A 23,003-nucleotide genomic window follows, 5' to 3' on the forward strand; every position below is an offset into this window, starting at 1 on the left:
TCTTTTTGATGCCAAAAAGAAAGAGCCCTTCGGCGGCGGAGAGCCGAGGCAAGACCGCGCCGTAGGACGGGAGAAGGCAATTATACGTCACTCATATTGAACTTTAAACAATTAATTAACCCTCAGAATGACAACCTAATAGTATTGAATAATGGATGCCTTAATAACGATGTTTTCCCCATTACCCACCTTGGTGAAAATTAAAAACTGATTTTGATCTGCTTTTATTTTATATTTTTTAACCAAATCTTCAGGCTTTGCCGGATAGTTCCGGACAATCACATTTCCCTTTAAATTTTCTTGTTTCTTAAGTGCCGCGGTTGTAAGTACAACTTCAATTTTAAATATCCTGCCTGGGAAATCTTCATTTACAATAGCCGAACTAAACAGTTGTGTTTGAGGATGTAGTTTTAAAAGATTGTAAGTTGTGCCAATTAAATTAAAAGCGCCCGATTTTAGTAAAGCAGCATCTGGTTCGTACAAGTAATCACCAGTGTTTAGGTCGTCAATAAACTGAATTGAACCATTTGAAGCTGATCTGTAAAAAGAAAAATCTTTTTCAATCCCGTTATTTAGGGTTACAGCTATAATTTTCGTATCACCATTGTAATCTTTATCGATGATCCATAAGAGTTCTTTGCACTCATTTTTTAAACTCACAATATGAATCTCGCTAACTTGTTTCAATTCTGATAATCCTGCTGAAATATCGAGTAAAGGAGCAGTTTTGACGATTATCCTCGAAGATTTTTCTAACAAGGCATCCAGATTACTTGCAATGTCGGGTGTACAGTCTTTTAGCATAAAAACTTTGCCCTTTTCGGCCCTTCGGGCAGGATCTACATAAATCGTATCAAATGATGCATCACTAGTCTGGAGGTAAGCAATTCCATCTTCTGCTTTAAATTCAATATTTGTTGCGTGTAAAGCCTGTGCATTATGTTGGGCTATTACAGATAGTTCAAGGTTAATTTCGCAATGTGTAACCGCTTTTACCTTTTTAGAAAAGTAATAGCTGTCAATCCCGAAACCTCCGGTAATATCAATTAAAGTATTGCCTTTAGCGAGTTTAGATTTGTATTTAGCAGTAATTTCAGAAGAAGTTTGTTCGATGGATAATACAGGGGGGTAATAAATACCTTGAGTGTTAAACCAGGTGGGTAATTTTTTTTCTGATTTTTTTTTTGCGGTAATTTGTGTGGCCAGTTCGGCTGCAGTAATACCCTCGAACGGACTTTTTGCTAAAGCAATCTGATTTACATCTGCATTTAAATTTGTGCTGATATAGTCTTGTACGGCTTTGGCTAAAAGTTTATTGTTCATTGTTTAAATTCAGGTACTTGTTATAAGGGTAGGCGGTATTGTCAGTCTGAGCCTGTCGAAGACCTGCAGGTAATCTCAAATAAATAAGATACTTGTCCTTCGACAAGCTCAGGATGACAATATTTTTTTAAGTTAATGATATTATAAGTTTTAGACCCGATTTTTCATCACCATCTGGCAGGTATGACGGCTTTTAACTTCCAATAAAATATCTTTATCAACCGTTACACGATCAATAGTTTGTTGGTTATAATAGCGGATGGTTACCAGTTCCAGGCCCTTGTTGTATTTTACTGTAAATTCTTGAGAAAGGTCTTTGATCAGTTTTTCAATTTGAGTAGGATGATCATCAACGCTCACCGAAAAGCTGATAGCAGAATTGAGCATCGTATTGATTTTGATCCGGTGTGTATGGAAAAGCTCAAAAATATTGCTCAGGTTTTCTTCGATAATAAAAGAATAATCTTTTGGGAAAATTGAAATCAACGCCTGGTTAACCTTAAAAATAAAAGAGGGAATAGGCAATGGGTTATTTTCTTTTGTAATTGCTGTTCCTGAGCCTTCTGGTTGGATAAATGACCTTACAAAAAGCGGAATCCCTTTATTTTGAAGTGGTTTTATTGTTTTTGGATGGATTACCGTTGCGCCATAATAAGTAAGCTCTATCGCATCGTGATAAGAAAGCTGAGCAATTTTTTCTGTTTCGTCAAACCATTTCGGATCTGCATTTAATACCCCGGGAACATCCTTCCAGATGGTTAGTGCAGCAGCATCTAAGCAGGAAGCAAATATGGCTGCCGAATAATCAGAACCTTCCCTGCCTAAAGTTGTGGTGTAGTTTTCGCTGGTGCCGCCAATAAATCCTTGTGTGACAATAATGTTGTCGGTTAAGAGTGGTAATAAGTCTTTTTGTATAATCTGATTGGTTTTTGCCCAATCTACTTTTCCTTCGCGGTAGGTATTGTCAGTCTGGATATAATTCCGTGCATCAGCCCAAAGGGCTTTATTACCTGTTTCATTTAACCAGGCTGCCACAATTTTTGTAGAAACCACTTCGCCGATAGATACAATCTGATCGTAAATATAATCAGCATTGTTATCCGGTTCATCTTCAATCAGCCAGTCAATTTCAACAAATGTGTTAGCCACATCATCATAAACAGGATTGGCTTTGCCTTGAAACAGCTCGTCTATAATGCTGAAATGGAAATGTTTAATTTCATCAAAAATTGCATGCGCTTCATCACTTTGTGATAAGAATGCCTGCGTTAATTTTTCCAGTTTATCAGTAATCTTACCCATCGCCGAAATTACAATCAGTAGATTTCCTTTTTTGTAATCGCGGACAATATTGGCCAGGTTTTTTACTCCACCTGCATCTTTTACCGAAGCACCACCAAACTTAAAAATATCCATATTAAAATGCCTTGATTTGTTCTTTAGAGAAAGCTGCGTTTAACCAGCCACTTTCTAAATGTGCTTTATATTTATTGTAGAAGTTTATTGCAGGCTCGTTCCAGTCTAATACCTGCCAAACCATGCCACTATAGTTGCCATTTTTAGCCTCTTCTATCACTTTTTCGAATAATACTTTACCCAGGCCTTTTCCTCTAAATTCTTCTGTTACGATAAAATCTTCGAGATATAACCTGCATCCTTTCCATGTAGAGTAACGTGTATAGTATAATGCGAAGCCCACAATTATATTATTTACTTCGGCTACGTAAGCTTTCCATACCGGGTTTTTGCCAAAACCAGCCTCGATAAAGTGATCTAAAGTAACAGTTACTTCTTCAGGGGCACGCTCATAAATGGCGAGCTCATTAATTAATTCCAATATTCTTGGACAATCATCTGCAGTCGCAAATCTGATGTTAAAATCCATATTAGTTGGTCGTAATATCGTTTTTGAAATGTTTGATTACCCTTTTTCCAAAAATACTGCTACCAATGCGTACCATCGTACTTCCCTCCTCAATTGCGATTTTATAATCTGCGCTCATTCCCGTCGATATTTCCTTAAAAGCATCGTCTTTACGGAAAAAGCTCACTTTAATGCCATCAAAAAATACTTTTAGTTCGTGAAACTCGGTCATAATATGCTTTTCGTTCTTGGTATTGGTGGCAATGCCCATTAAACCTACTATACGGATGTTTTTCAATTCGGCTAACTCTTCGGCACGTAGCAATTCGATCACTTCATCAAAACCAAGTCCGAATTTAGTGTCTTCATCTGCAATGTAAACCTGTAATAAGCAATCAATTACGCGTTTGTTTTTTGCCGCTTGTTTATTGATTTCCTGTAGCAGTTTCAAACTGTCTACCCCATGAATAAGTTTTACAAATGGGGCAATGTATTTTACCTTATTACTTTGTAAATGGCCAATAAGATGCCATTCGATATCGTTTGGGAGTTGCGCTTGTTTATCTGCCATTTCTTGTACATGGTTTTCTCCAAAAATGCGCTGTCCGGCGTTGTAGGCTTCTAAAATTGATTCTACTGGTTGTGTTTTTGAAACGGCAATTAGTTTTACCCCGCCTGATTCAACTTCGCTTTTATATTGTTTAAGATTATCAGCTATGCTCATTTATAACTATTTTTGGTAAAATTAATAACCTTGCCGCAATTTGGGCAAAAAATAATATTTAAATTAAGCATGAAGAGATTAATATGGGTTTTAATGACAGCTATATTATGGTTTGGTTGCAAACCTGGTATACCTGATGGCATTATTAAACCTGATAAAATGGAAAAGATTTTATACGATATGCACATTGTTGATGGCTACCTTTCAAGTATTTATGTAGTAGATTCAGCAAAGAAGGTGGCAGCAGCTTATTATAAAGGGATTTATAAAAAATTTGGTACAGATTCTGCCGAATATAACAGGAGTTTAATATGGTATAATACCAACCCTGCAGCATTAGAGGCGATGTATAAAAACATACAAAAATTGTTAGCCAAGCAAAAAAAGGGAACGGCATTAGCCGATCTGATAATCAAGAAAAAGGCATTTAAAGCCGACTCTTTAGTGATAGCAAAGAAATTTAAGGCCGATTCTCTTGCGATCAGAAAAAAAATGAAACCAGATTCTTTATCGAAGGTTAAAGCAGTTGCTGAAATTGCAAAGAAGAAAAAACAGGCCGATTCATTAATTAATATAAAAAAAGCTGGCGTATCGGAAGTAGTTCAAAGTCCAGCTATTGTACAATAATATGTTATATCCCGAAAACTGTTTAGAACGTTTAGGTTTTGTTGAGATCAGGCAGCTGATTAGCAAACATTGTTTAAGTCCGATGGGGCAAACAATGGTAGAAAAGATGCAGGTGATGAACCGTTTTGATCAGATTGATAAGTTTTTACGTCAAACAAACGAGTTTAAAAGTATCCTGCAAAATCAGGAACCACTACAGATTAATACCTTTTTCGATATTAAGTCGCTGGTTGAAAAAATCAGGGTTGAAGGCACCTATCTGTTAGAGGATGAGTGGTTTCAGGTATATACTTCGTTGCATACTGTTTTTTCGGTACTCCGTTTTTTCGAAGAACGTGCAGAAGTATACCCTACATTAGAAGCTTTATTTGAGCATCTGCCGATCGAAAAAACGATCCTTCGTAAAATAGAAACTGTTATAGATGCCAAAGGAAAGATCAAGCCCAATGCATCAAAAGAATTGCAGGAGATTACCTCTGCCATTTCGAAAGCAGAGCAAGATGTGCGTAAGCGCATGGATTCGATCTACAAGCAGGCTATTGCCAATAATTGGGTAGCCGATGGGAGTTTAACCATTCGTGATGGTAGAATGTGTATCCCGGTTTTGGCTGAGAACAAACGTAAACTCAAAGGCTTTGTACACGATGAATCGGCAACAGGGCAGACGGTTTATATTGAACCTGAAGAAGTATTTACCTTAAATAATAAGATGCGCGACTTAGAGTTTGACAAACGCCGGGAAATTATTAAGATTTTAATTGCCCTAACGGATGATTTGCGGCCATATTCGCCACTATTGCTTTCTTACCATGGTTTCCTTACCAAACTGGATTTTGTTCGTGCAAAGGCTTTATTTGCGATGGATATTGAAGCTGAAATGCCAGGTTTGTTAAAAGAGCCTAAAACCAAGCTTATTAATGCACGGCACCCTTTGCTATCGATTTCATTTGCAGCCGAAAAGAAAACGGTTACGCCTTTAAATATCCATATAGATGCCGAAACCCGGGTGGTATTGGTATCAGGACCAAATGCAGGCGGTAAATCGGTTTGTATGAAAACTGTTGGCCTTTTGCAGATTATGTTGCAAACAGGTTTGTTAATTCCGGTTGATGCGAATAGTGAAGTGGGTATTTTTGAAAATATTTTTGCCGATATCGGCGATGACCAATCTATAGAAAGTGATTTAAGTACTTACAGTGCGCACCTAAAGAAGATGCGCTATTTTGTAGAGCATGCTTCGCCAAAAACGATGGTGCTGATTGATGAGTTTGGTACCGGAACTGATCCGCAGTTTGGCGGACCAATGGCCGAGGCTGTTTTAGAGGTGTTGAACAATAAAAAGGTGAGGGGGGTAATTACTACCCATTATTCTAATTTAAAGCTTTTTGCAGGTAATACACCTGGTTTGGAAAATGCATCAATGCTTTTTGATAATGCCAAAATGAAACCGCTTTATATTTTGGAAATGGGTAAACCTGGTAGTTCTTATGCATTCGAAATCGCTCAGAATATTGGTTTGCCAAAAGAGGTAATCGAGCTGGCCAAAGAAAAAACAGGATCTAACCAGAACCGCGTAGATACCATGCTTGTTGATCTGGAGCGCGAAAAGAAAAATGTTTACGATGCCAAAGTAAGTTTAGCCAATCAGCAGAATAAAGCTAAAAACCTGGTTGCCGAAAATGAAAAGTTGAAAAGCTTTTTAGAGGAGAATAGAAAGGTACTGATTAAAGAGGCGAAACAAGAGGCGCAGAATATTATTAAAAATGCCAATAAACTGGTTGAAAATACCATTGCCGAGATTAAGGAAAAGCAAGCTGATAAGGAAATAACTAAAGAACTCCGCCAGAATTTGCAAAAAGAGCTTGTTAAAAATACTATTCCTAAAGAGCGCCCTAAACCAGTACAGGTAGTTGTTGGCGGTGAAATTGAAATTGGTGATTTAGTGAAATTTATGGATAGTGAAACCATTGGTCAGGTTTTAGAAATTAACCGCAATGAATTGGTTTTGGCTATTGGCGATTTACGATCGACTGTTAAAAAGAACCGCGTTCAAAAGGTGAGTAACCGCGAAGCCAAAAAGGTAGTTCAAAGCAGTGCAAATTCTTTTGCAGGGCGCATGAATGATGCCGTATCTGGTTTCAGGGCCGAACTTGATCTTCGTGGAAAACGAACTGAAGACGCCCTCTTTGAAGTAGAGAAATATTTAGATAAAGCCATTATGCTCGGCTTTCCGTCCATTAAACTGATTCACGGTAAAGGTGATGGTATTTTGCGGAAAATGATTAGAGAGTATCTCCGTAAATACAGTCAGGTGAATAGGATGGAGGATGAACATGCTGATAGAGGCGGGGATGGGATTACTTACGTGTATTTGAATTGATTGTGGTGTCGGATGTTATCATCCGATACTAAATTATTTTTTTGAAAATCTGTCAGATGATAACATCTGACAGCACTCTAAAAGCTAATTATAAAGATTTTGCTGCGCAGAGCACTTCGTGGTTCTCTGCTTCGTTGCGCTTCGTTCGAAATGAGATTAGTTGTGGTGTCGGATGTTACCATCCGACACTAAATTATTTTTTTTGAAAATCTGTCAGATGGTAACATCTGACAGCACTTACAGAAAACTAAAACTTTTATAACCGTAATGCTGTTATTTCTAAGACGTTACGGTTATGAGGGCAATACTACTCTGCTTATTTGTAATGCTATTCGTTACAAATTGCAAAAAGAATGGTGATGATAATGACGATCCGGGTACTTTACCTGATGTAGAATTAAAATCAAAAGTAGTTGTATCCGGATTGAGCCTCCCCTGGGAAATGGTGTATGGCCCTGATAATTTCATTTGGTTTACCGAAAAAGCAGGTAAAATTAGTCGTTTAAATCCTGCCAACGGACAAATTACCGCTTTACTTACCATAACCGAAGTACGTACCAATGGAGAGGGTGGCCTGCTTGGAATGACGCTACATCCCGATTTTACCAGTAACCCTTACGTTTATGTAATTTATGGCTATGGTAGTACGTATAAGGCTAAAGTTGTACGTTATACTTACAGCGGAGGAAATTTAACGAGTCCGCAGGTATTATTGGATCAGATTCCTGCTGCTTCAATCCACAATGGTTCGCGTTTGCTGATCAGTGACGGTAAACTATTTATCAGTACCGGCGATGCTGCTGATACTGGCAATCCTCAAAATGTTAATTCCTTAGCAGGGAAAATTTTAAGGATAAATTTAGATGGCTCGATCCCCAGTGATAACCCTTATCCAAATAATCCGGTTTGGTCTTTAGGGCATAGAAATGCACAAGGATTGACCCAGGTGGGCAATAAAATTTTTTCTTCAGAACATGGTCCTGATTCTGATGATGAGATTAATATTATCGAAAAGGGAAGAAACTATGGATGGCCAAATATTAAAGGTTTTTGTAATGAAAGTGGAGAACAATCGTTTTGCAGTTCGAACAATGTGGTAGAGCCATTAATCAATTGGACACCCACTATTGCGCCTAGTGGTTTAGCTTATTACAACTCCGATTATATTCCGCAGTTTAAAAATTCGTTGCTGCTGGCTGTATTAAAAGGAACTAAATTGATGCAACTTAAATTAGACGATGCTCAAACAAAAATCACCGGAACGAAAGATTTTTATGTAAACACTTACGGCAGAATAAGGGCTGTTTGCCAATCGCCAGAAGGGAAAATTTATATCTGTACCAGTAATGGAAGCGATGATAAAATTGTAGAAATTGTGAAGTAGATTAATTATTTTTTCCGTCCTGGACACTTTTTACAGCGTTTACCTTTTTTGAATTTCTCACAACATTTTTTGTGCTCAGCCGTACAGCTGAAAATAAAACCCATGCCCTTTTGAAATTCAGGATCGGTGGGTAATATGAATAGACTTTCTTCTCTCTCGTAAATCATTGCAGCACAAAGGTAATAGTTATTTAGATTAATTCCAATTAATTAATATTCCTGGAAGATTTAAAAAATATAAATGCTACATTTTTGAAGGCAATTTGTAATTTAGCGAACTAACCAAAAAATTCATAAGATGATAAATAAAGTGGTATCTGGAGCTGAAGAGGCTATTAAGGATATATCAGATGGTGCTACCCTCATGCTTGGTGGTTTCGGGCTTTGTGGTATTCCAGAAAATTGCATTAATGCTTTGGTAAACAAACAGGTGAAAAATTTAACCTGTATCTCTAATAATGCCGGTGTTGATGATTTTGGTATCGGTTTAATGCTGAAACAACGTCAGGTTAAAAAAATGATTTCTTCGTATGTAGGTGAAAATGCCGAATTTGAAAGGCAATTGCTGAGTGGCGAACTCGAAGTAGACCTTATTCCACAAGGCACTTTAGCTACGCGTTGTCTGGCTGCCGGATATGGTATGCCTGCAATTTTTACGCCTGCAGGTGTGGGTACTGAAGTGGCAGAAGGCAAAGAAGTACGCAATTTTGATGGCAAGGATTATTTAATGGAATATGCTTTTGATGCCGATTTCGCTATTGTTAAAGCCTGGAAAGGTGATACCGCTGGAAATTTAATCTTCAGGTCTACCAGCCGGAACTTTAATCCAGTGATGGCTATGGCGGGCAAAGTAACCATTGCCGAGGTAGAAGAGTTGGTGGAGGCCGGTGAACTTGATCCAGATTATATCCATACGCCTGGTATTTATGTCCATCGGATTTTTCAAGGGAAAGATTATGAGAAAAGAATCGAGCAGAGAACAGTGAGAAAGGTTCAATAGCTCACTTGTTCATTAATTCATTGGTGAATCATTTATTCGAAATTCTTTCAATCAATCATTAAAAAAAATATGTTTTCAAAAGAAGAAATCGCACAGCGTATTGCTAAAGAAATAAAAGACGGATACTATGTTAACCTTGGTATTGGCATACCTACTTTGGTCGCCAATTATATTCCAAAGGGAATTAACGTAGTGTTACAGTCTGAAAACGGCTTATTGGGTATGGGGCCATTTCCTTTCGAAGGAGAGGAAGATGCCGATTTAATTAACGCAGGGAAACAGACCATCACCACTTTGCCAGGATCGTCTATTTTTGATTCGGCCATGAGTTTTGGGATGATCCGTGCGCAAAAAGTAGATCTGACTATTCTGGGAGCCATGGAGGTATCAGAAAATGGTGATATTGCCAACTGGAAAATCCCAGGTAAAATGGTAAAGGGAATGGGAGGGGCTATGGATTTGGTAGCATCAGCCAAAAATATTATTGTGGCGATGCAGCACATCAATAGAGCAGGAGAAAGTAAATTATTACCTAAATGTACTCTGCCTTTAACCGGTGTAAAATGCATTAAAAAAATTGTAACTGAATTGGCGGTTTTGGATATTCTGCCTGAAGGTGGTTTTAAACTTTTGGAGCGTGCACCAGGCGTAAGTATCGAATTTATACAACAATCTACAGCTGGGAGATTGGTAATAGAAGGTGAGATTCCTGAAATGAGATTGGATTAAACTGGTGGTTTGTGGGGACACAAACCACGGCGGCTAGGGCTTCGACTCCGCTCAGTCTGGCACGACGTATTATCAAAAAAGAAGTCAAGCTTTTGAAAGCTTGACTTCTTTGATTTTACTGTATATCTACCAAAATACTGTTTCTTAAATCGTTGGAGATATCTTCTGTGATACCGATAATTTCTTCAGGTTCGTTGGTATTGTTCATTATTACCTTATTACACTGTTCGCGATACGGCAATAAATATTCCTTATAGGCAGGAACCACATGATTGTGCCATTTGTACAATACATCGTCTTCAGGGTAACCACGTTCCAAGCCATCACGTTTTATGCGGCGATCTAAAGCTACCTGTTCATCTGCATCGACAAAAATGGTATGATCCAGCAGTGCGGCAATTTCTTTAAAGTGAAGAATAAAAAGCCCCTCAACAATAATAATAGGCGCCGATTTAATTTCCAAAATTTTAACTACGGCCAATGGATTATTGAAGTTGTATTCTTTTTTGTAAACAACCTCACCACTCATTAACTGCTTAATGTCTCTTAAAAACTGTTCACTGTCAATGGTAGAAGGGAGGTCGAAGTTGTATAACTTGTTTTCTTCCTGTGTCATCTCGCCCGCTGGGATATAATAGTCATCTTGCGATACGAGTGTTACTTCATCCTGTTTAAAATGGTGAAGAAAGCAGTTTAAGAAAAATGTTTTACCCGATCCGCTACCACCGGCAATACCAATTATAAATGGCTTTTTGTTCAAACTCATTGAGCACTATATGTTAAATTGCAGAAAAAACGTTTGTCTAAAGCGCCCAATGAATCGGCTACAGCTTTAGTCATTACAATTATAACATCTTTTGTGGATTCGTTCTCCGTAAATTTACCAACAACTTTGGCAAAGGTAGTGCGGTTGGTCATTGGGTTGGTAATCTTAATTACCCTGCCCACAGGTGCGGTACGGTGTAAAACCAACATTTTTGTTCCGTCCAGATCCTGGTCTGCAATCCAAACAGCGGTTCCTTTTTCTTCGATCTGGCTTAAACCATATACGCTCGGGTCGCGGCGAAGTTTAGGGTCTTTAACCATGGTGCTATCTGGTTCGTTTTCCTGCTCTTCTTTCGATAAATCATTTACCGATTTAGGTTGTGGCGGTTTAGGAATAATCAGTTTCTGGTCAACTTTTATTGCGTTATCCTCCAGTTTATTTGCTGATCTGATCTGATAAGCGGTTAAATTGTATTTTTTAGCAATGGTAAAAATGTTTTCTCCAGTAGCAACGGTATGAATAAAACTTTCTTCTTTTGTTGCTGGTGTTTCTTTAAACTTTGCATCTACCTCTTTAGCTTTTGCTTCAGCTTGTTTTTCTTTCGGAACCTGAACATCTGTAATAATCCCTCCCGGTACTTTTAAAACCTGACCAATGGTAATGGCGTTATCAGGCAAATCGTTCAGTTTTCTAATCTGGTAAGCGGTAATGCCGTATTGTTTAGCGATGGTGAAAATAGTTTCGTTCCTTAAAACAGTGTGTGTGCCGGCCGCATCTGTAGATTTGTTCTCCTGAACAGGTTTTTCTTCGACAGCAGCCACTACTTTGTTCTCATCAATGTTTTTAGTTGCCGGAATTTTAAGTTTCTGACCGATACGCAAGTTATTTCCTGAAAGATTGTTGGCTTTTTTTACTTCTTCAACAATAGTGCCGTATTTTTCGGCTATTTTGCCTAAAAACTCCTTAGGCGCAACAGTATGCTCGATCATGGTTTGATCAGCAGATGATGCATTGGCTTGAAGCGTTTCTGTATTGTTTTTCGCTGGTGGCGTTACCGGAGCAGCTGTTGCAGTTTGTTCTCCATTTTTAGCAGGGATTTTTAAAACCTGACCGATGCTTAAATTACTGCTGCTAAGGTTGTTTAAAGCTTTAATCTCATTAATGGTTGTGCCGTATTTTTCGGCGAGCATGTTTAGATTTTCTTTTGGCTTGATGGTATGTTCTAGTATGTTGCCAGTAGAAGCGCTTTGATTTTGTGTGCTGTTAGCTGATCCTGTTGCGGTAAAAGGAATATTTGTTGGTACTTTAATGATTATCCCAACCTGAAGGTATTTATTGTCATTAAAGGCCATAATCTCTTTAGGAGAAACATTATACTTTCTTCCTATTGAATAATAAGTGTCTTTTGCTACAGTTTGATGAACGATCAGTTTTTTGCCTTTATTATTTTCTACACCGATAGAGTCTCTTGCTGTGTTGGCTTTGGTATTTGCAATGTTTAAAGCAAATAACACTACAGCAGATAAATATATTTTATGCATTTATTTTATGTAAATTTCTAAGTCAAAGGGAGCAATTATACGAATAATATTGTTAACCAGTCTATGTTCAGCTATTCGTTTTTAAGTAAAAATAAGATGACTTTAATAGCTTAATATCGATATACCATTCATTAACAAATGTTTGTAAAATTGTTGTTCCCTATAATATTGAATATTAAACGATCTAATAAATAACGTATTGTTCAAAAGACAAAATTGAGCAAAACTTTTATAAATTTGGGTTGTTACGTAGACATCAAAAACATCATAAAAAATAAGAAAAATGGATGCTAAAGAAATAAGCTTAAACGAAAAAGAAGTTAAATCAGTTGTAGATCTTTTGAACGATTATTTGGCTAATTATCATATTCATTATCAAAAACTAAGAGGTTGCCACTGGAATATTAAAGGTCAGAACTTTTTTACTTTACATGTTAAGTTTGAAGAATTATATACCAATGCACAATTAACTATTGATGAGATAGCCGAGCGTGTATTAACCTTGGGTAAAGCACCGCATAGCCGTTTTGCCGATTATATAAAAGAATCTCAAATTAAAGAAATTGATACCATTGGTTTAAAAGACCTTGACATGGTTGATGCCATTTTAGATGATATGGCTGCATTGATCGAATTGGAAAGAGAACTTTTAGAAGCTACAGATGCGGCCGGAGACGATGGTTCTAACGATATGGTTAACCGTTTTATGCAGTTTAAAGAGAAAAACACTTGGATGTTGCGCTCTTTTGCAGGAAAGAAATAATATAATTTAGGTGGTTGAAAGCCTCATGTAAGTAGCTTTATTGTAAAATCTGCTTATATGAGGCTTTTTTGTTTCGGAGAAAATCTAATTATTTATCTTTGGGCATGGCATACAAAAGTTTAGCAGAATGTGTATCCGATCTTGAAAAGCACGGTCATTTAATCAGAATAAAAGAAGAAGTAGATCCCTATTTAGAAATGGCAGCCATCCATTTAAGGGTTTACGAAAATAAAGGACCAGCAATACTATTCGAAAAAGTTAAGGGAAGTCCTTTTCCTGCTGTTTCAAACTTGTTTGGGACATTAGAGCGATCGAAATTTATTTTTAGAGATACTTTACCAAAAGTACAACAGCTGGTATCATTAAGGAATGATCCGATAAAAGCACTAAAAAATCCATTTAAATATGCGGGTTCAGCAATGTCGGCTTTATCGGCCTTGCCACTTAAAACACCTTCGGCAAAAAGCAAATTTTTAAAAACAAGTATCAGTCAGTTACCACAAATTGTAAACTGGCCTATGGATGGCGGCCCTTTTGTTACCATGCCGCAGGTTTATACTGAAGATATAGATAAACCAGGCGTTTTAAATGCAAATTTAGGCATGTATCGCATCCAATTGGGTGGGAACGATTATATTCAGGACCAGGAGATCGGGTTGCATTATCAGATCCATAGGGGGATTGGCGTACATCAATCTAAAGCCAATGCATTAGGCCAACCCTTAAAAGTGAGCATTTTTGTCGGCGGACCACCGTCACACCCTTTAGCTGCCGTGATGCCTTTACCGGAAGGATTATCGGAAATGACTTTTGCTGGTGCATTGGGCGATAGGCGTTTTCGTTATTTTTATGATGATGAAGGTTTTTGCATCTCTGCAGATACCGATTTTATTATTACCGGAACGGTTTACCCAAATGAAAATAAGCCAGAAGGGCCTTTTGGCGATCATTTGGGGTATTACAGTTTAACGCATCCTTTTCCTTTGATGAAAGTGCACAACGTATATCATAAAAAGGATGCCATTTGGTCGTTTACGGTTGTTGGCCGTCCGCCACAGGAGGATACCAGTTTTGGGGCTTTGATCCATGAAATTACAGGCTCGGCCATACCACAGGAAATCCATGGTTTAAAAGAAGTTAATGCGGTTGATGCGGCTGGCGTTCACCCTTTGCTTTTTGCCATCGGCAGTGAGCGTTATACCCCATATTTAAAAGCGCGGAGACCTCAGGAAATATTAACCATAGCGAACCATATACTGGGAAAAAACCAATTGAGTTTGGCTAAATACCTGTTTATTGCAGCCAAAGAAGATGATCAGCATTTAAGCACGCACCATATTGAAGCATTTTTTACACATATTTTAGAACGGATAGATTTAACGAGGGATGTTCATTTTTATACCAATACTACAATTGATACACTTGATTATAGTGGTGATGGATTAAACAGCGGATCGAAGGTAGTAATTGCTGCAGCAGGAGATAAGCAGCGTGAACTTTGGAATAAGATTCCTGAAGGACTGATATTGAGCGATGGGTTTTACCAGCCAAAAATAGCCATTCCAGGGGTTTTGGTTTTAGAAAGCAACAAATATTTAAATCCGGAGAAAACAGCTGCTGAAATTGCTTTATTGAATATGGCCTTGATGGATCAGAATTTATCCGGCCTACCTTTAATTATATTGGCTGATGATGCAGAATTTACAGCTGCCAATATTGATAACCTGGTTTGGGTCGCTTTTACAAGGAGTAACCCGGCGGCTGACATATATGGTATTAACGATTTTACCATTAATAAACATTGGGGCTGTAAAGGTTCGTTGATTATTGATGCAAGGAAAAAGCCCCACCATGCACCAGAGTTGATCAAGGATGAAGGGGTGGAAAGAAAGTTGGAAGTTTTAGCCCAAAAGGGTGGAAGCTTGCATGGGATAATTTAAAGTGACTATTCCTTCTTCTTAATATCAAATTGTTTGAATGAACAAAAAAGGCTTCAGTAAATTTACCGAAGCCTTTTATAAAATATCATGATATTAATGCTTAAAACCTTACCCCAAAGGTTAAGAATACGTTGTTTCTATTGCTTTTAACATCTGCAACAGGTTCTGTATAATCGTCCAGTAAATACGGACTTGAACTGAAGTTTGTTTTGTAGTTCTGATACGCTAAATCGAAATAATAGTTATCTATTCGGTATCCAATTCCTCCGGTGTAGTATTGACCTTGATAAAATTTATTGTCGCCACCTTTAACACCATTTCCGTTTACCCCGTAACCAGCTCTTAAGCTAATTTCGTTCGTCACTTTTACTTCTGCACCAACTCTGTAGTTAACGGCTTCTTTATAAGATTCTTTGATAAAAGCATTGTTGCTATTGATTGTTGAAAGATCAGAGCCATTAGAATCTGAAAAACGCATTGAGGCATAATCTACATAATCAACATCAGCTGAGATTAATGCTGTGCCAGCAATTACATAGCTGATACCTGCAGATGCTTTTAACGGCGTGCGTAAGTTGTAACTGAAAGAATAGTATTGGGTAGGGTTATTTGATTTGTTTGGTGCTGTAGAAGCATTACCCGCAGTAGTTGCCTGTAAAGTCTCGCTGGTATTATCTTCAATATTCATCCAGGTTGGTGTTTGGAAATTCAAACCGATCCTTAACTCGTTTACAGGTCGGAAAATAGCACCCAATTTTAAATTAAAACCGCCGCCTTTAGTTTCCTGGTTTCTAAAGTGGGTCAGGTTGTAATTTTCGTTTCCGTTATATGTTGGTACAACATCACCATCATTATATGAGTTAACAATGCCGGATTCCGTAAAAGTAGCATCGCTGGTGTATTTTACATTAACAAAACTTGCTGTTGCACCAATGTATACCTTATTGCCAAAATTAAGGGCACCTGCTACGTTAAATTCAGAAGTTGAACCTAAACGTGCCTCATCCCAGTTTTGTTTAAAATTTGCATTGTTATAAGGTTCTGCAGAAAATTGATTCGGAAAAGTAGGTGTATTTTTATTAATTAAATAACTTTTGTAAGCATCGCCAGCCACGCTATTGTCGGTTCCGAAATTATTTGCTTGATCTACATATGAATCTCTTATGGAGCTGTTGGTATTGGTTCCATTATAACTGATGTTATTTAAAAAATCGTTATTTCTCGTATAGCTTAAGCCGAATACGGTACTTACCAATCCTTTATTTACATCAGCGCCTTTTATTCTTGCCGCTGGGCTGTAAAATACAACACCAATATTGTTCAGGTTAATCTGACTTTTACTTGCTTTTGTATTATTGCCTAAATAAGCGCTGTTATTAGAAACTGAATTAAATTCAGGGGTTAAACTAAACTCAGATTTGGTAAATAAGCCCAATCCGGCGGGGTTTGCGTTAATTGAACCAATATCACCTCCAACCCCAATTTGCGCACCACCCATTCCCTTAAATCGGGCAGAACTACCATAATTGGTTTGAGAAAAGCGGAATGCATCAGGCGCGTAACTTTGGGCGTACGTTGTTCCCATAGCAGCTACTGTAGCTACTAGTGAAGCTAAAATATATTTTTTCATGTTGTGTGTTTAAATTTAAATTAACCTCTTCCTGCTCTTGATGGTCTTGAACCGCCACCGCCACCGCCACCACCGCCGCCGCCGGTTGAGCCACCGCCACTATTTCCGCCGCCATTTGATGGTGGTGGTGAATAACTAGGTCTGCTTTCGGTTCTGGCAGGTGGAGTATAGGTTTCGTTTCTGGTAGGCCTGCTACTTTGTGTACCTTGAGGACTATAATTATCATTCCTTGTAGGTCTGCCAGCTTGCGAGCCCTGAGGTTGTGCATAGCTGCCATTACCTTGGTTTCTGCTTGGTCTTCCAGCATTAATATTTGGAGCATAACCTATACCATTTGGATTTGTAACACCAGATCTGCTCGGTCTGCCCACATTTCCGGCATTGCCGTTTCCGTATCTTGGCGTGCCTCTATCATCACTTCCAGGTCTTGGTCTGCTGTAGCCTCTATTGGTATACACACCGCCACCATAGTATCCGCCGCCGATACCCCAGCCACCGCCGTAGTATCCACCGCCCCAACCATAACGGTCGTAATAAGAGTTAGGTCCCCAAGAGTTCCATCCATATGGATTATTCCATCCGTAGCCAAAATTACCATAATAGAAAGGGTTGCTCCAGATACTGCCATAACCAAAGCTGCCGCCCCAGCCCCCTAAACCGTATCCGCTGTTCCAACCCAGGCCATAACCCAAGTAGTTTGAAGGGCCATAACTGCTTCCATAGTAATAATTATCAAAATAAGGATCGTAATAGCCTTGAAAGCTGTAACCATTATAAAAACGGTTTATCCTAGATGAGTAATCCATATCGTAATAAGGATTACTTGTTCCGTAGTATTCATCATATTCTTCCTGTCCCTGAGCCTGATATTGCTGGCCTTGTCGGTTCTGAGGTTGAGGTGCTATTTCAACCTCCCTGGCTTTCGCCACAGAATTATAAACATCATCAGCTGGCTTAGTTTGAGCCAGTTTTGATGTAGAGCATGATGCCACCAACCCTTCAGCGGCAATCATAACAATGGGTAAAAATTTAATTGGTTTCATTGTGTTTATATTTAGTTGTGTGTGTTCACGAATTTAATAAACAAATTTCAAAAGTAAAAATTATTAACTATTTATTTAGTCAAAAAATGATATAAAATAATTGATATTATTTTGTTAATCGTTTGTAGGCATAAATTTATAAATTTGCCGTTGGATTTTACACTTTTTAACATACAAATTACGTTCCAAATACATAAGATGAGCAAAGAAATTACAAGTAGAGAAGCAGATTATTCCCAGTGGTATAATGATATTGTATTAAAAGCAGATTTAGCAGAGCATTCTGCCGTGCGTGGTTGTATGGTTATAAAGCCAAATGGCTATGCTATATGGGAAAAAATGCAGGCTGTTTTAGATAAAATGTTTAAGGATACGGGCCATCAAAATGCCTATTTCCCATTATTCATCCCAAAGTCATTTTTCTCTAAGGAAGCTTCTCACGTAGAGGGTTTTGCGACAGAATGTGCAGTGGTAACGCATTACCGGTTAAAAAATGACGGTAATGGAAATATTGTGGTTGATGAAACAGCAAAATTAGAGGAGGAATTAATTGTCCGTCCCACTTCAGAAACCATTATTTGGAATACTTATAAAGGATGGATCCAATCATACCGTGATTTACCAATATTGATCAATCAATGGGCGAATGTGGTGAGATGGGAAATGCGTACCAGGTTATTTCTGCGTACAGCCGAATTTTTGTGGCAGGAAGGACATACCGCACACGCTACAGCAGAAGAGGCAATTGAGGAAACAGAACGTATGCTGCATATCTATGCCGATTTTGCCGAAAATTGGTTGGCAGTTCCGGTAATCAGAGGCCGTAAATCGCCGAATGAACGCTTTGCGGGTGCTTTAGATACTTATTGTATTGAGGCCTTAATGCAGGATGGTAAAGCTTTACAGGCCGGTACATCTCACTTTTTAGGTCAGAATTTTGCTAAAGCTTTTGATGTTAAGTTTACCGGAAAGGATGGAAAATTAGACCATGTATGGGCGACTTCATGGGGTGTTTCTACACGTTTAATGGGTGCTTTGATTATGGCGCATAGTGATGATTCTGGATTGATTATTCCACCAAAATTAGCGCCAATACAAGTGGTAATTGTTCCGATTTATAAAGGTGATGAGGATCTGGCGAGAATTTCTTCATACGTTAATGAATTAACCATGCGTTTAAAAGGTTTAGGCGTTTCGGTGAAATATGATGACAGGGATACACAACGCCCTGGATTTAAGTTCGCTGATTATGAGTTGAAAGGTGTGCCAATCCGCATTGCTATTGGTGGTCGCGATTTAGAAAATAAAACAGTAGAAATTGCCCGTAGAGATACCAAGGTGAAACAAACTGTACCTCAGGAAGGATTGGATATTTACATCATCAAACTATTGGAAGATATTCAGCAAAGCATGTTCAACAAAGCTTTGGCTTATCGCGATGAGCATATTACAGAAGCCGATAGTTACGAAGAGTTTCAGGAATTGTTAGATACCAAAGCTGGTTTTATTTCAGCGCATTGGGATGGAACACCAGAAACTGAGCAAAAGATAAAAGAAGAAACAAAAGCAACCATTCGTTGTATTCCTTTAGATAATAAATTAGAAGATGGCGTTTGTATTTATTCAGGAAAACCATCCATCCAAAGGGTACTGTTTGCAAGAGCGTATTAAACAGTCTTGAGTCGGGAGTTCGGAGTCGAGAGTCTCCTTACTATCGCCTTAAAAATAAATTTAAAACCGTTTTAGAAGGATTGAATCTTCTGATGAACGAATTAAATATTAACGTAAAATAGTATCGGAGATATAGGTGTTTTGAAATCTTATCTCGATACTTGGTAATCATCAATCTTGATACTTTAAAAATGAAATTCGCAACTAAAGCTATACATGCAGGTCAAGAGCCTGATCCAACCACAGGTGCTGTAATGACACCGATATATCAAACCTCTACTTACTGGCAGAAATCTCCTGGAGACAATAAAGGCTATGAATATTCAAGAGGAACAAACCCAACGCGAAAAGCTTTGGAAGATTGTTTAGCTGCTTTGGAAAATGCCAAATATGGTCTGGCTTTTTCGAGCGGAATGGGGGCAACAGATGCCGTATTGAAATTATTGCAGCCTGGCGATGAAGTGATTACCGGAAATGATTTGTACGGTGGCTCATATCGGATCTTTACCAAAATATACACTAAATACGGAATCAAATTTCACTTTCTGGACCTATCTAAGCCAGAAAATATATTGCCCTACATCAATGATAAAACCAAATTGGTTTGGATAGAAACACCTACTAATCCTACCATGCAGATTATCGATATTGAAGGGGTGGCAAAAATCACAAAAGAGAAAAATTTAATCCTTACTGTTGATAATACATTCGCATCGCCTTATTTACAAAACCCGATTGATCTGGGGGCTGATATTGTGATGCATTCGGTAACCAAATACATTGGTGGCCACTCTGATGTGGTAATGGGTGCTTTGGTAACAAATGATGAGCAATTGTATAAAGACCTTTGGTTCATTTACAATGCCTGTGGTGCAACACCGGGTCCGCAAGATGCTTTTTTAGTATTGAGAGGGATAAAAACGCTTCATCTTCGGATGAAAGCACATTGCGAAAATGGAGCGCGTATTGCACATTATTTAAAAACACATCCAAAGGTTGATAAAATTTATTGGCCGGGTTTTGAAGATCACCCTAATCATGATGTAGCTAAAAAACAAATGCGTGGATTTGGCGGTATGATTTCGATTACCTTAAAAGGTGCTGATCTGGAAGAAACTTTTAGAATCTCGTCTAATTTTAAAGTATTCACATTAGCTGAATCATTGGGTGGGGTAGAATCGTTAATTAACCATCCAGCAACGATGACACATGGCTCTATCCCGAAAGAAGAAAGAGAGAAAGTAGGTGTTACCGATAACTTGCTCCGTTTAAGCGTTGGGGTAGAGGATATCGACGATCTTTTAGAGGATCTAGCAAATGCATTAGCATAATATTCGAGCGGGCAGATAAAATATTTGCCCGTTTTTTCGTAAAGGTACTGTACTAAATGTTGCTGTCATGCTGAGGCACGAAGCATCTTTTTCATCGGTTGCAGATGCTTCGTACCCTCAGCATGACAATCTGATAGATGGTAATGCTATTTTCGTTTAATCATCACATATATGCAGTTTTTAGAGCTAAAAAATTTCCTTGATAGTAAGGTTGAACAATACAATCAGCCAAATTTTATAGCAAACGATCCAGTTTGTATTCCGCATCTTTTCGAAAAAAAACAGGATATAGAAATTGCCGGCTTTTTTGCTGCGGTTTTAGCCTGGGGCCAGCGGAAAACAATTATTAATAAATGTAAGGAACTGCTGGGCCGTATGGATAATGCGCCTTACGATTTTGTTGTCAATCATACCGATAACGATTTAAAACGTCTGCTGAACTTTAAACACCGCACATTCAATGATACCGACTTACTTTATTTTATTTCGTTTTTTAAGCAGCATTATCAAAACTTCGATAGCTTAGAGCAGGCATTTGTACCAAGGCAAGATGTTTTTCGGACTGATTATTTAGAAGTTTCATCTATAAAACCGGAGATAACCTATGCCTCGGAAGTGTGTTATGCTGCTGAGCTTAACTTCTCGATAGAGCAGGCATTGAACCATTTCAGACAGTATTTTTTCTCCTTAGAAGATTTTCCTCACCGCACGAAGAAACATATCTCCTCGCCAAAGCAAAAATCTACCTGTAAACGTTTAAATATGTTTTTGCGGTGGATGGTTAGGATAGATCAAAAAGGTGTTGATTTTGGTATCTGGAATACACTTCAGCCAAAAGATCTAATCTGTCCCTGCGATGTGCATGTAGATCGGGTAGGACGGTTGCTTGGACTGATTAATAGAAAGCAGACCGATTGGTTAACTGCAATTGAATTAACCGACAATTTGAAGCAATTCGATTCCTCAGATCCGGTGAAGTATGATTTTGCATTATTTGGACTAGGTGTAGAAAAATTGCTTTAAAGTTTGAGAATTGAGAAAAGTCAAAAAAAAGTTCTTTTTTCAATTCAATCTTCCTATACTTACATAGTGATCCTGCCTCGGTTTAGTAGGATTATGTCTATCCCAATGTTTTGCTATGATCGCAGTTAATTTATCTGATGAAGATAGGTGGAAGAAATATAATAATTTTTCTCCTCTAATCTCAATTTTTAAGAAATTCCACCCGCTTAATGATGAAATAGAAAAGCGGATTAACCAGCATACCTTTCCGATCAGCTTCAAAAAAAATAAATACCTTGTTTCACCTATAGACCGTAACAAATTCCTTTTTTTAATTATTAAAGGTGTAGTTAGGGGTTTTATTAAGGATGGGGACAACGAGATTACCACATGGATTGCCAAAGAGAATAAAATTGTAGGTACCATACGTAATTTGTGGATAGATGGCGATTCGGATGAGTATTTACAGGCATTGGAAGATGTAGATTTAGTTGCTGTCCCACATGTATTATCAGAATATCTTTACGAAAATTTTCCTGAAGCCAATATTGTTGGCAGAAAGATGATGGAATTATATTACCGTTCGGCAGAGGAACGTGCTTACCTGTGCCGGATTTCGTCAGCCGAAAAAAGATACAAACGGTTTTTGCTCTCATTTCCTGATTTAATTAACCGGGTTTCTTTAAAATACATTGCTTCTTTTTTAGCCATCAGGCTCGAAACATTGAGTAGAATTAGGGCTAAAATTTAATTCTATATTATTTTCTTGTTTTTAAAGTAAGATGTTTAGCATTTTAACAGGTCTTAAGCTCTTTAGTAAAAAGGAAATAATACCGCTGAGCAAACAGCTTTATACAGCCAAAACCGCATTATTACCTTACCGCCGGCCTTGTTTCCGCTTTTGGAAGATTTTCAGGTTAAACCTTCATTCCTGTTAAAAGGCAACCGCGGAGGCTCCACAAGTTTGGATCTGAATGCATTTTTGATGGTCAAAGATTTTATCTGGGTAGGCGGTTCGTACCACACAGGAGTAAAGCTGTATGATAAAAGCTATTTGTAGCGTGATCTTACATCTGGGAACTTGGCCGTAGCAGCAATACAGGTTTTTCTATCTGAGAAACTCGGGATCGGCTATGGTTACGATTTCTCAATCGGTCCGCTACAGGGCTATAGCAGCGGTACACATGAGATTTCCTTGTTATATTTTTTCATTAAACAAAATATGAGATTGGCAACCCCAATAGTGTTTTAAACAAAAATTTAAATTTGTGTATTATAATATTTAC

General features: G+C 38.1%; 19 protein-coding genes and 1 pseudogene. 12 read left to right on the top strand and 8 right to left on the bottom strand.

What is annotated here, in order from left to right:
- Positions 1–135: 135 nt before the first annotated feature.
- The 4 genes from AW17_RS11150 to AW17_RS11165 all read right to left on the bottom strand — a co-directional run bounded on the left by AW17_RS11150 (position 136) and on the right by AW17_RS11165 (position 3,911).
- Entirely contained in the window at positions 136–1,323 is a 1,188-nt protein-coding gene (locus tag AW17_RS11150) for a class I SAM-dependent methyltransferase (RefSeq protein WP_029276383.1), read from the bottom strand.
- A 150-nt stretch (positions 1,324–1,473) separates the two neighbouring features.
- Entirely contained in the window at positions 1,474–2,739 is a 1,266-nt protein-coding gene (locus AW17_RS11155; RefSeq protein ID WP_029276384.1) for an aspartate kinase, read from the bottom strand.
- A 1-nt stretch (position 2,740) separates the two neighbouring features.
- A complete protein-coding gene (locus tag AW17_RS11160) occupies positions 2,741–3,208 on the bottom strand; it encodes a GNAT family N-acetyltransferase (RefSeq protein WP_029276386.1) in 468 nt (155 codons plus the stop codon).
- Between the two features lies 1 nt (position 3,209).
- Entirely contained in the window at positions 3,210–3,911 is a 702-nt protein-coding gene (locus AW17_RS11165; protein ID WP_029276388.1) for a YggS family pyridoxal phosphate-dependent enzyme, read from the bottom strand.
- 69 nt (positions 3,912–3,980) lie between these two features.
- Here AW17_RS11165 and AW17_RS11170 point away from each other — a divergent pair, with 69 nt between their 5' ends.
- From AW17_RS11170 to AW17_RS11190, 5 genes are all read left to right on the top strand, one after another.
- Positions 3,981–4,538, top strand: a complete 558-nt coding sequence (locus tag AW17_RS11170) for a DUF4296 domain-containing protein (RefSeq protein ID WP_083488686.1) — start codon at positions 3,981–3,983, stop codon at positions 4,536–4,538.
- A gap of 1 nt (position 4,539) precedes the next feature.
- Positions 4,540–6,918 (top strand): endonuclease MutS2, encoded by a 2,379-nt coding sequence (locus AW17_RS11175; protein ID WP_029276390.1) that lies wholly within the window; start codon positions 4,540–4,542, stop codon positions 6,916–6,918.
- Between the two features lie 295 nt (positions 6,919–7,213).
- Positions 7,214–8,302: a PQQ-dependent sugar dehydrogenase gene (locus AW17_RS11180; protein ID WP_029276392.1), complete on the top strand. Its 1,089-nt coding sequence runs from the start codon at positions 7,214–7,216 to the stop codon at positions 8,300–8,302.
- Positions 8,303–8,599: 297 nt separating this feature from the next.
- Positions 8,600–9,301, top strand: coding sequence for a CoA transferase subunit A (locus AW17_RS11185; RefSeq protein WP_029276393.1), 702 nt, complete (start codon positions 8,600–8,602; stop codon positions 9,299–9,301).
- A gap of 69 nt (positions 9,302–9,370) precedes the next feature.
- On the top strand, positions 9,371–10,030 hold the full coding sequence (locus tag AW17_RS11190) for a CoA transferase subunit B (protein WP_029276395.1): 660 nt from the start codon (positions 9,371–9,373) through the stop codon (positions 10,028–10,030).
- A 115-nt stretch (positions 10,031–10,145) separates the two neighbouring features.
- On the opposite strand, the gene AW17_RS11195 is transcribed toward AW17_RS11190, so the two are convergent.
- Both AW17_RS11195 and AW17_RS11200 read right to left on the bottom strand, forming a co-directional pair.
- On the bottom strand, positions 10,146–10,790 hold the full coding sequence (locus AW17_RS11195) for a uridine kinase family protein (RefSeq protein WP_036669687.1): 645 nt from the start codon (positions 10,788–10,790) through the stop codon (positions 10,146–10,148).
- Positions 10,791–10,792: 2 nt separating this feature from the next.
- Positions 10,793–12,337 carry a muramidase family protein gene (locus AW17_RS11200; protein WP_051691773.1) on the bottom strand — a complete coding sequence of 515 codons (1,545 nt, stop codon included), beginning with the start codon at positions 12,335–12,337 and terminating at the stop codon, positions 10,793–10,795.
- A gap of 283 nt (positions 12,338–12,620) precedes the next feature.
- Here AW17_RS11200 and AW17_RS11205 point away from each other — a divergent pair, with 283 nt between their 5' ends.
- A complete protein-coding gene (locus AW17_RS11205; RefSeq protein ID WP_029276401.1) occupies positions 12,621–13,100 on the top strand; it encodes a Dps family protein in 480 nt (159 codons plus the stop codon).
- Between the two features lie 104 nt (positions 13,101–13,204).
- Complete coding sequence (locus tag AW17_RS11210; protein WP_029276403.1) at positions 13,205–15,040, top strand: UbiD family decarboxylase; 1,836 nt, start codon at positions 13,205–13,207, stop codon at positions 15,038–15,040.
- Between the two features lie 100 nt (positions 15,041–15,140).
- On the opposite strand, the gene AW17_RS11215 is transcribed toward AW17_RS11210, so the two are convergent.
- Together AW17_RS11215 and AW17_RS11220 are read right to left on the bottom strand one after the other, a co-directional pair.
- On the bottom strand, positions 15,141–16,670 hold the full coding sequence (locus AW17_RS11215) for an OmpP1/FadL family transporter (RefSeq protein ID WP_029276405.1): 1,530 nt from the start codon (positions 16,668–16,670) through the stop codon (positions 15,141–15,143).
- Positions 16,671–16,690: 20 nt separating this feature from the next.
- Positions 16,691–17,713 carry a hypothetical protein gene (locus AW17_RS11220; protein ID WP_029276407.1) on the bottom strand — a complete coding sequence of 341 codons (1,023 nt, stop codon included), beginning with the start codon at positions 17,711–17,713 and terminating at the stop codon, positions 16,691–16,693.
- A 198-nt stretch (positions 17,714–17,911) separates the two neighbouring features.
- On the opposite strand from AW17_RS11220, the gene proS reads away from it, so the two are divergent.
- The 5 genes and pseudogenes from proS (at position 17,912) to AW17_RS25390 (ending at position 22,969) form a co-directional block, all read left to right on the top strand.
- Positions 17,912–19,384 carry a proline--tRNA ligase gene (gene proS, locus AW17_RS11225; protein ID WP_029276409.1) on the top strand — a complete coding sequence of 491 codons (1,473 nt, stop codon included), beginning with the start codon at positions 17,912–17,914 and terminating at the stop codon, positions 19,382–19,384.
- 191 nt (positions 19,385–19,575) lie between these two features.
- The gene (locus AW17_RS11230) at positions 19,576–20,715 is read left to right on the top strand and encodes a cystathionine gamma-synthase (RefSeq protein WP_029276411.1); all 1,140 of its coding nucleotides are present in this window, start codon (positions 19,576–19,578) and stop codon (positions 20,713–20,715) included.
- Between the two features lie 171 nt (positions 20,716–20,886).
- Positions 20,887–21,738, top strand: a complete 852-nt coding sequence (locus tag AW17_RS11235; RefSeq protein ID WP_029276413.1) for a TIGR02757 family protein — start codon at positions 20,887–20,889, stop codon at positions 21,736–21,738.
- Positions 21,739–21,853: 115 nt separating this feature from the next.
- Positions 21,854–22,468 carry a Crp/Fnr family transcriptional regulator gene (locus AW17_RS11240; protein ID WP_029276415.1) on the top strand — a complete coding sequence of 205 codons (615 nt, stop codon included), beginning with the start codon at positions 21,854–21,856 and terminating at the stop codon, positions 22,466–22,468.
- Between the two features lie 150 nt (positions 22,469–22,618).
- Positions 22,619–22,969 (top strand): annotated as a pseudogene (locus AW17_RS25390) (type IX secretion system membrane protein PorP/SprF).
- Positions 22,970–23,003: the final 34 nt, after the last annotated feature.

The organism is Pedobacter borealis DSM 19626 (assembly GCF_000708285.2).
Taxonomy (GTDB): domain Bacteria; phylum Bacteroidota; class Bacteroidia; order Sphingobacteriales; family Sphingobacteriaceae; genus Pedobacter; species Pedobacter borealis.

What these genes read in the sequence shown, in the direction of transcription:
- AW17_RS11150 (WP_029276383.1), bottom strand. Translation starts at nt 1,323, where the DNA reads ATGAACAATAAACTTTTAGCCAAAGCCGTACAAGACTATATCAGCACA.
- AW17_RS11155 (WP_029276384.1), bottom strand. Translation starts at nt 2,739, where the DNA reads ATGGATATTTTTAAGTTTGGTGGTGCTTCGGTAAAAGATGCAGGTGGA.
- AW17_RS11160 (WP_029276386.1), bottom strand. Translation starts at nt 3,208, where the DNA reads ATGGATTTTAACATCAGATTTGCGACTGCAGATGATTGTCCAAGAATA.
- AW17_RS11165 (WP_029276388.1), bottom strand. Translation starts at nt 3,911, where the DNA reads ATGAGCATAGCTGATAATCTTAAACAATATAAAAGCGAAGTTGAATCA.
- AW17_RS11170 (WP_083488686.1), top strand. Translation starts at nt 3,981, where the DNA reads ATGAAGAGATTAATATGGGTTTTAATGACAGCTATATTATGGTTTGGT.
- AW17_RS11175 (WP_029276390.1), top strand. Translation starts at nt 4,540, where the DNA reads ATGTTATATCCCGAAAACTGTTTAGAACGTTTAGGTTTTGTTGAGATC.
- AW17_RS11180 (WP_029276392.1), top strand. Translation starts at nt 7,214, where the DNA reads ATGAGGGCAATACTACTCTGCTTATTTGTAATGCTATTCGTTACAAAT.
- AW17_RS11185 (WP_029276393.1), top strand. Translation starts at nt 8,600, where the DNA reads ATGATAAATAAAGTGGTATCTGGAGCTGAAGAGGCTATTAAGGATATA.
- AW17_RS11190 (WP_029276395.1), top strand. Translation starts at nt 9,371, where the DNA reads ATGTTTTCAAAAGAAGAAATCGCACAGCGTATTGCTAAAGAAATAAAA.
- AW17_RS11200 (WP_051691773.1), bottom strand. Translation starts at nt 12,337, where the DNA reads ATGCATAAAATATATTTATCTGCTGTAGTGTTATTTGCTTTAAACATT.
- AW17_RS11205 (WP_029276401.1), top strand. Translation starts at nt 12,621, where the DNA reads ATGGATGCTAAAGAAATAAGCTTAAACGAAAAAGAAGTTAAATCAGTT.
- AW17_RS11210 (WP_029276403.1), top strand. Translation starts at nt 13,205, where the DNA reads ATGGCATACAAAAGTTTAGCAGAATGTGTATCCGATCTTGAAAAGCAC.
- AW17_RS11215 (WP_029276405.1), bottom strand. Translation starts at nt 16,670, where the DNA reads ATGAAAAAATATATTTTAGCTTCACTAGTAGCTACAGTAGCTGCTATG.
- AW17_RS11220 (WP_029276407.1), bottom strand. Translation starts at nt 17,713, where the DNA reads ATGAAACCAATTAAATTTTTACCCATTGTTATGATTGCCGCTGAAGGG.
- proS (WP_029276409.1), top strand. Translation starts at nt 17,912, where the DNA reads ATGAGCAAAGAAATTACAAGTAGAGAAGCAGATTATTCCCAGTGGTAT.
- AW17_RS11230 (WP_029276411.1), top strand. Translation starts at nt 19,576, where the DNA reads ATGAAATTCGCAACTAAAGCTATACATGCAGGTCAAGAGCCTGATCCA.
- AW17_RS11235 (WP_029276413.1), top strand. Translation starts at nt 20,887, where the DNA reads ATGCAGTTTTTAGAGCTAAAAAATTTCCTTGATAGTAAGGTTGAACAA.
- AW17_RS11240 (WP_029276415.1), top strand. Translation starts at nt 21,854, where the DNA reads ATGATCGCAGTTAATTTATCTGATGAAGATAGGTGGAAGAAATATAAT.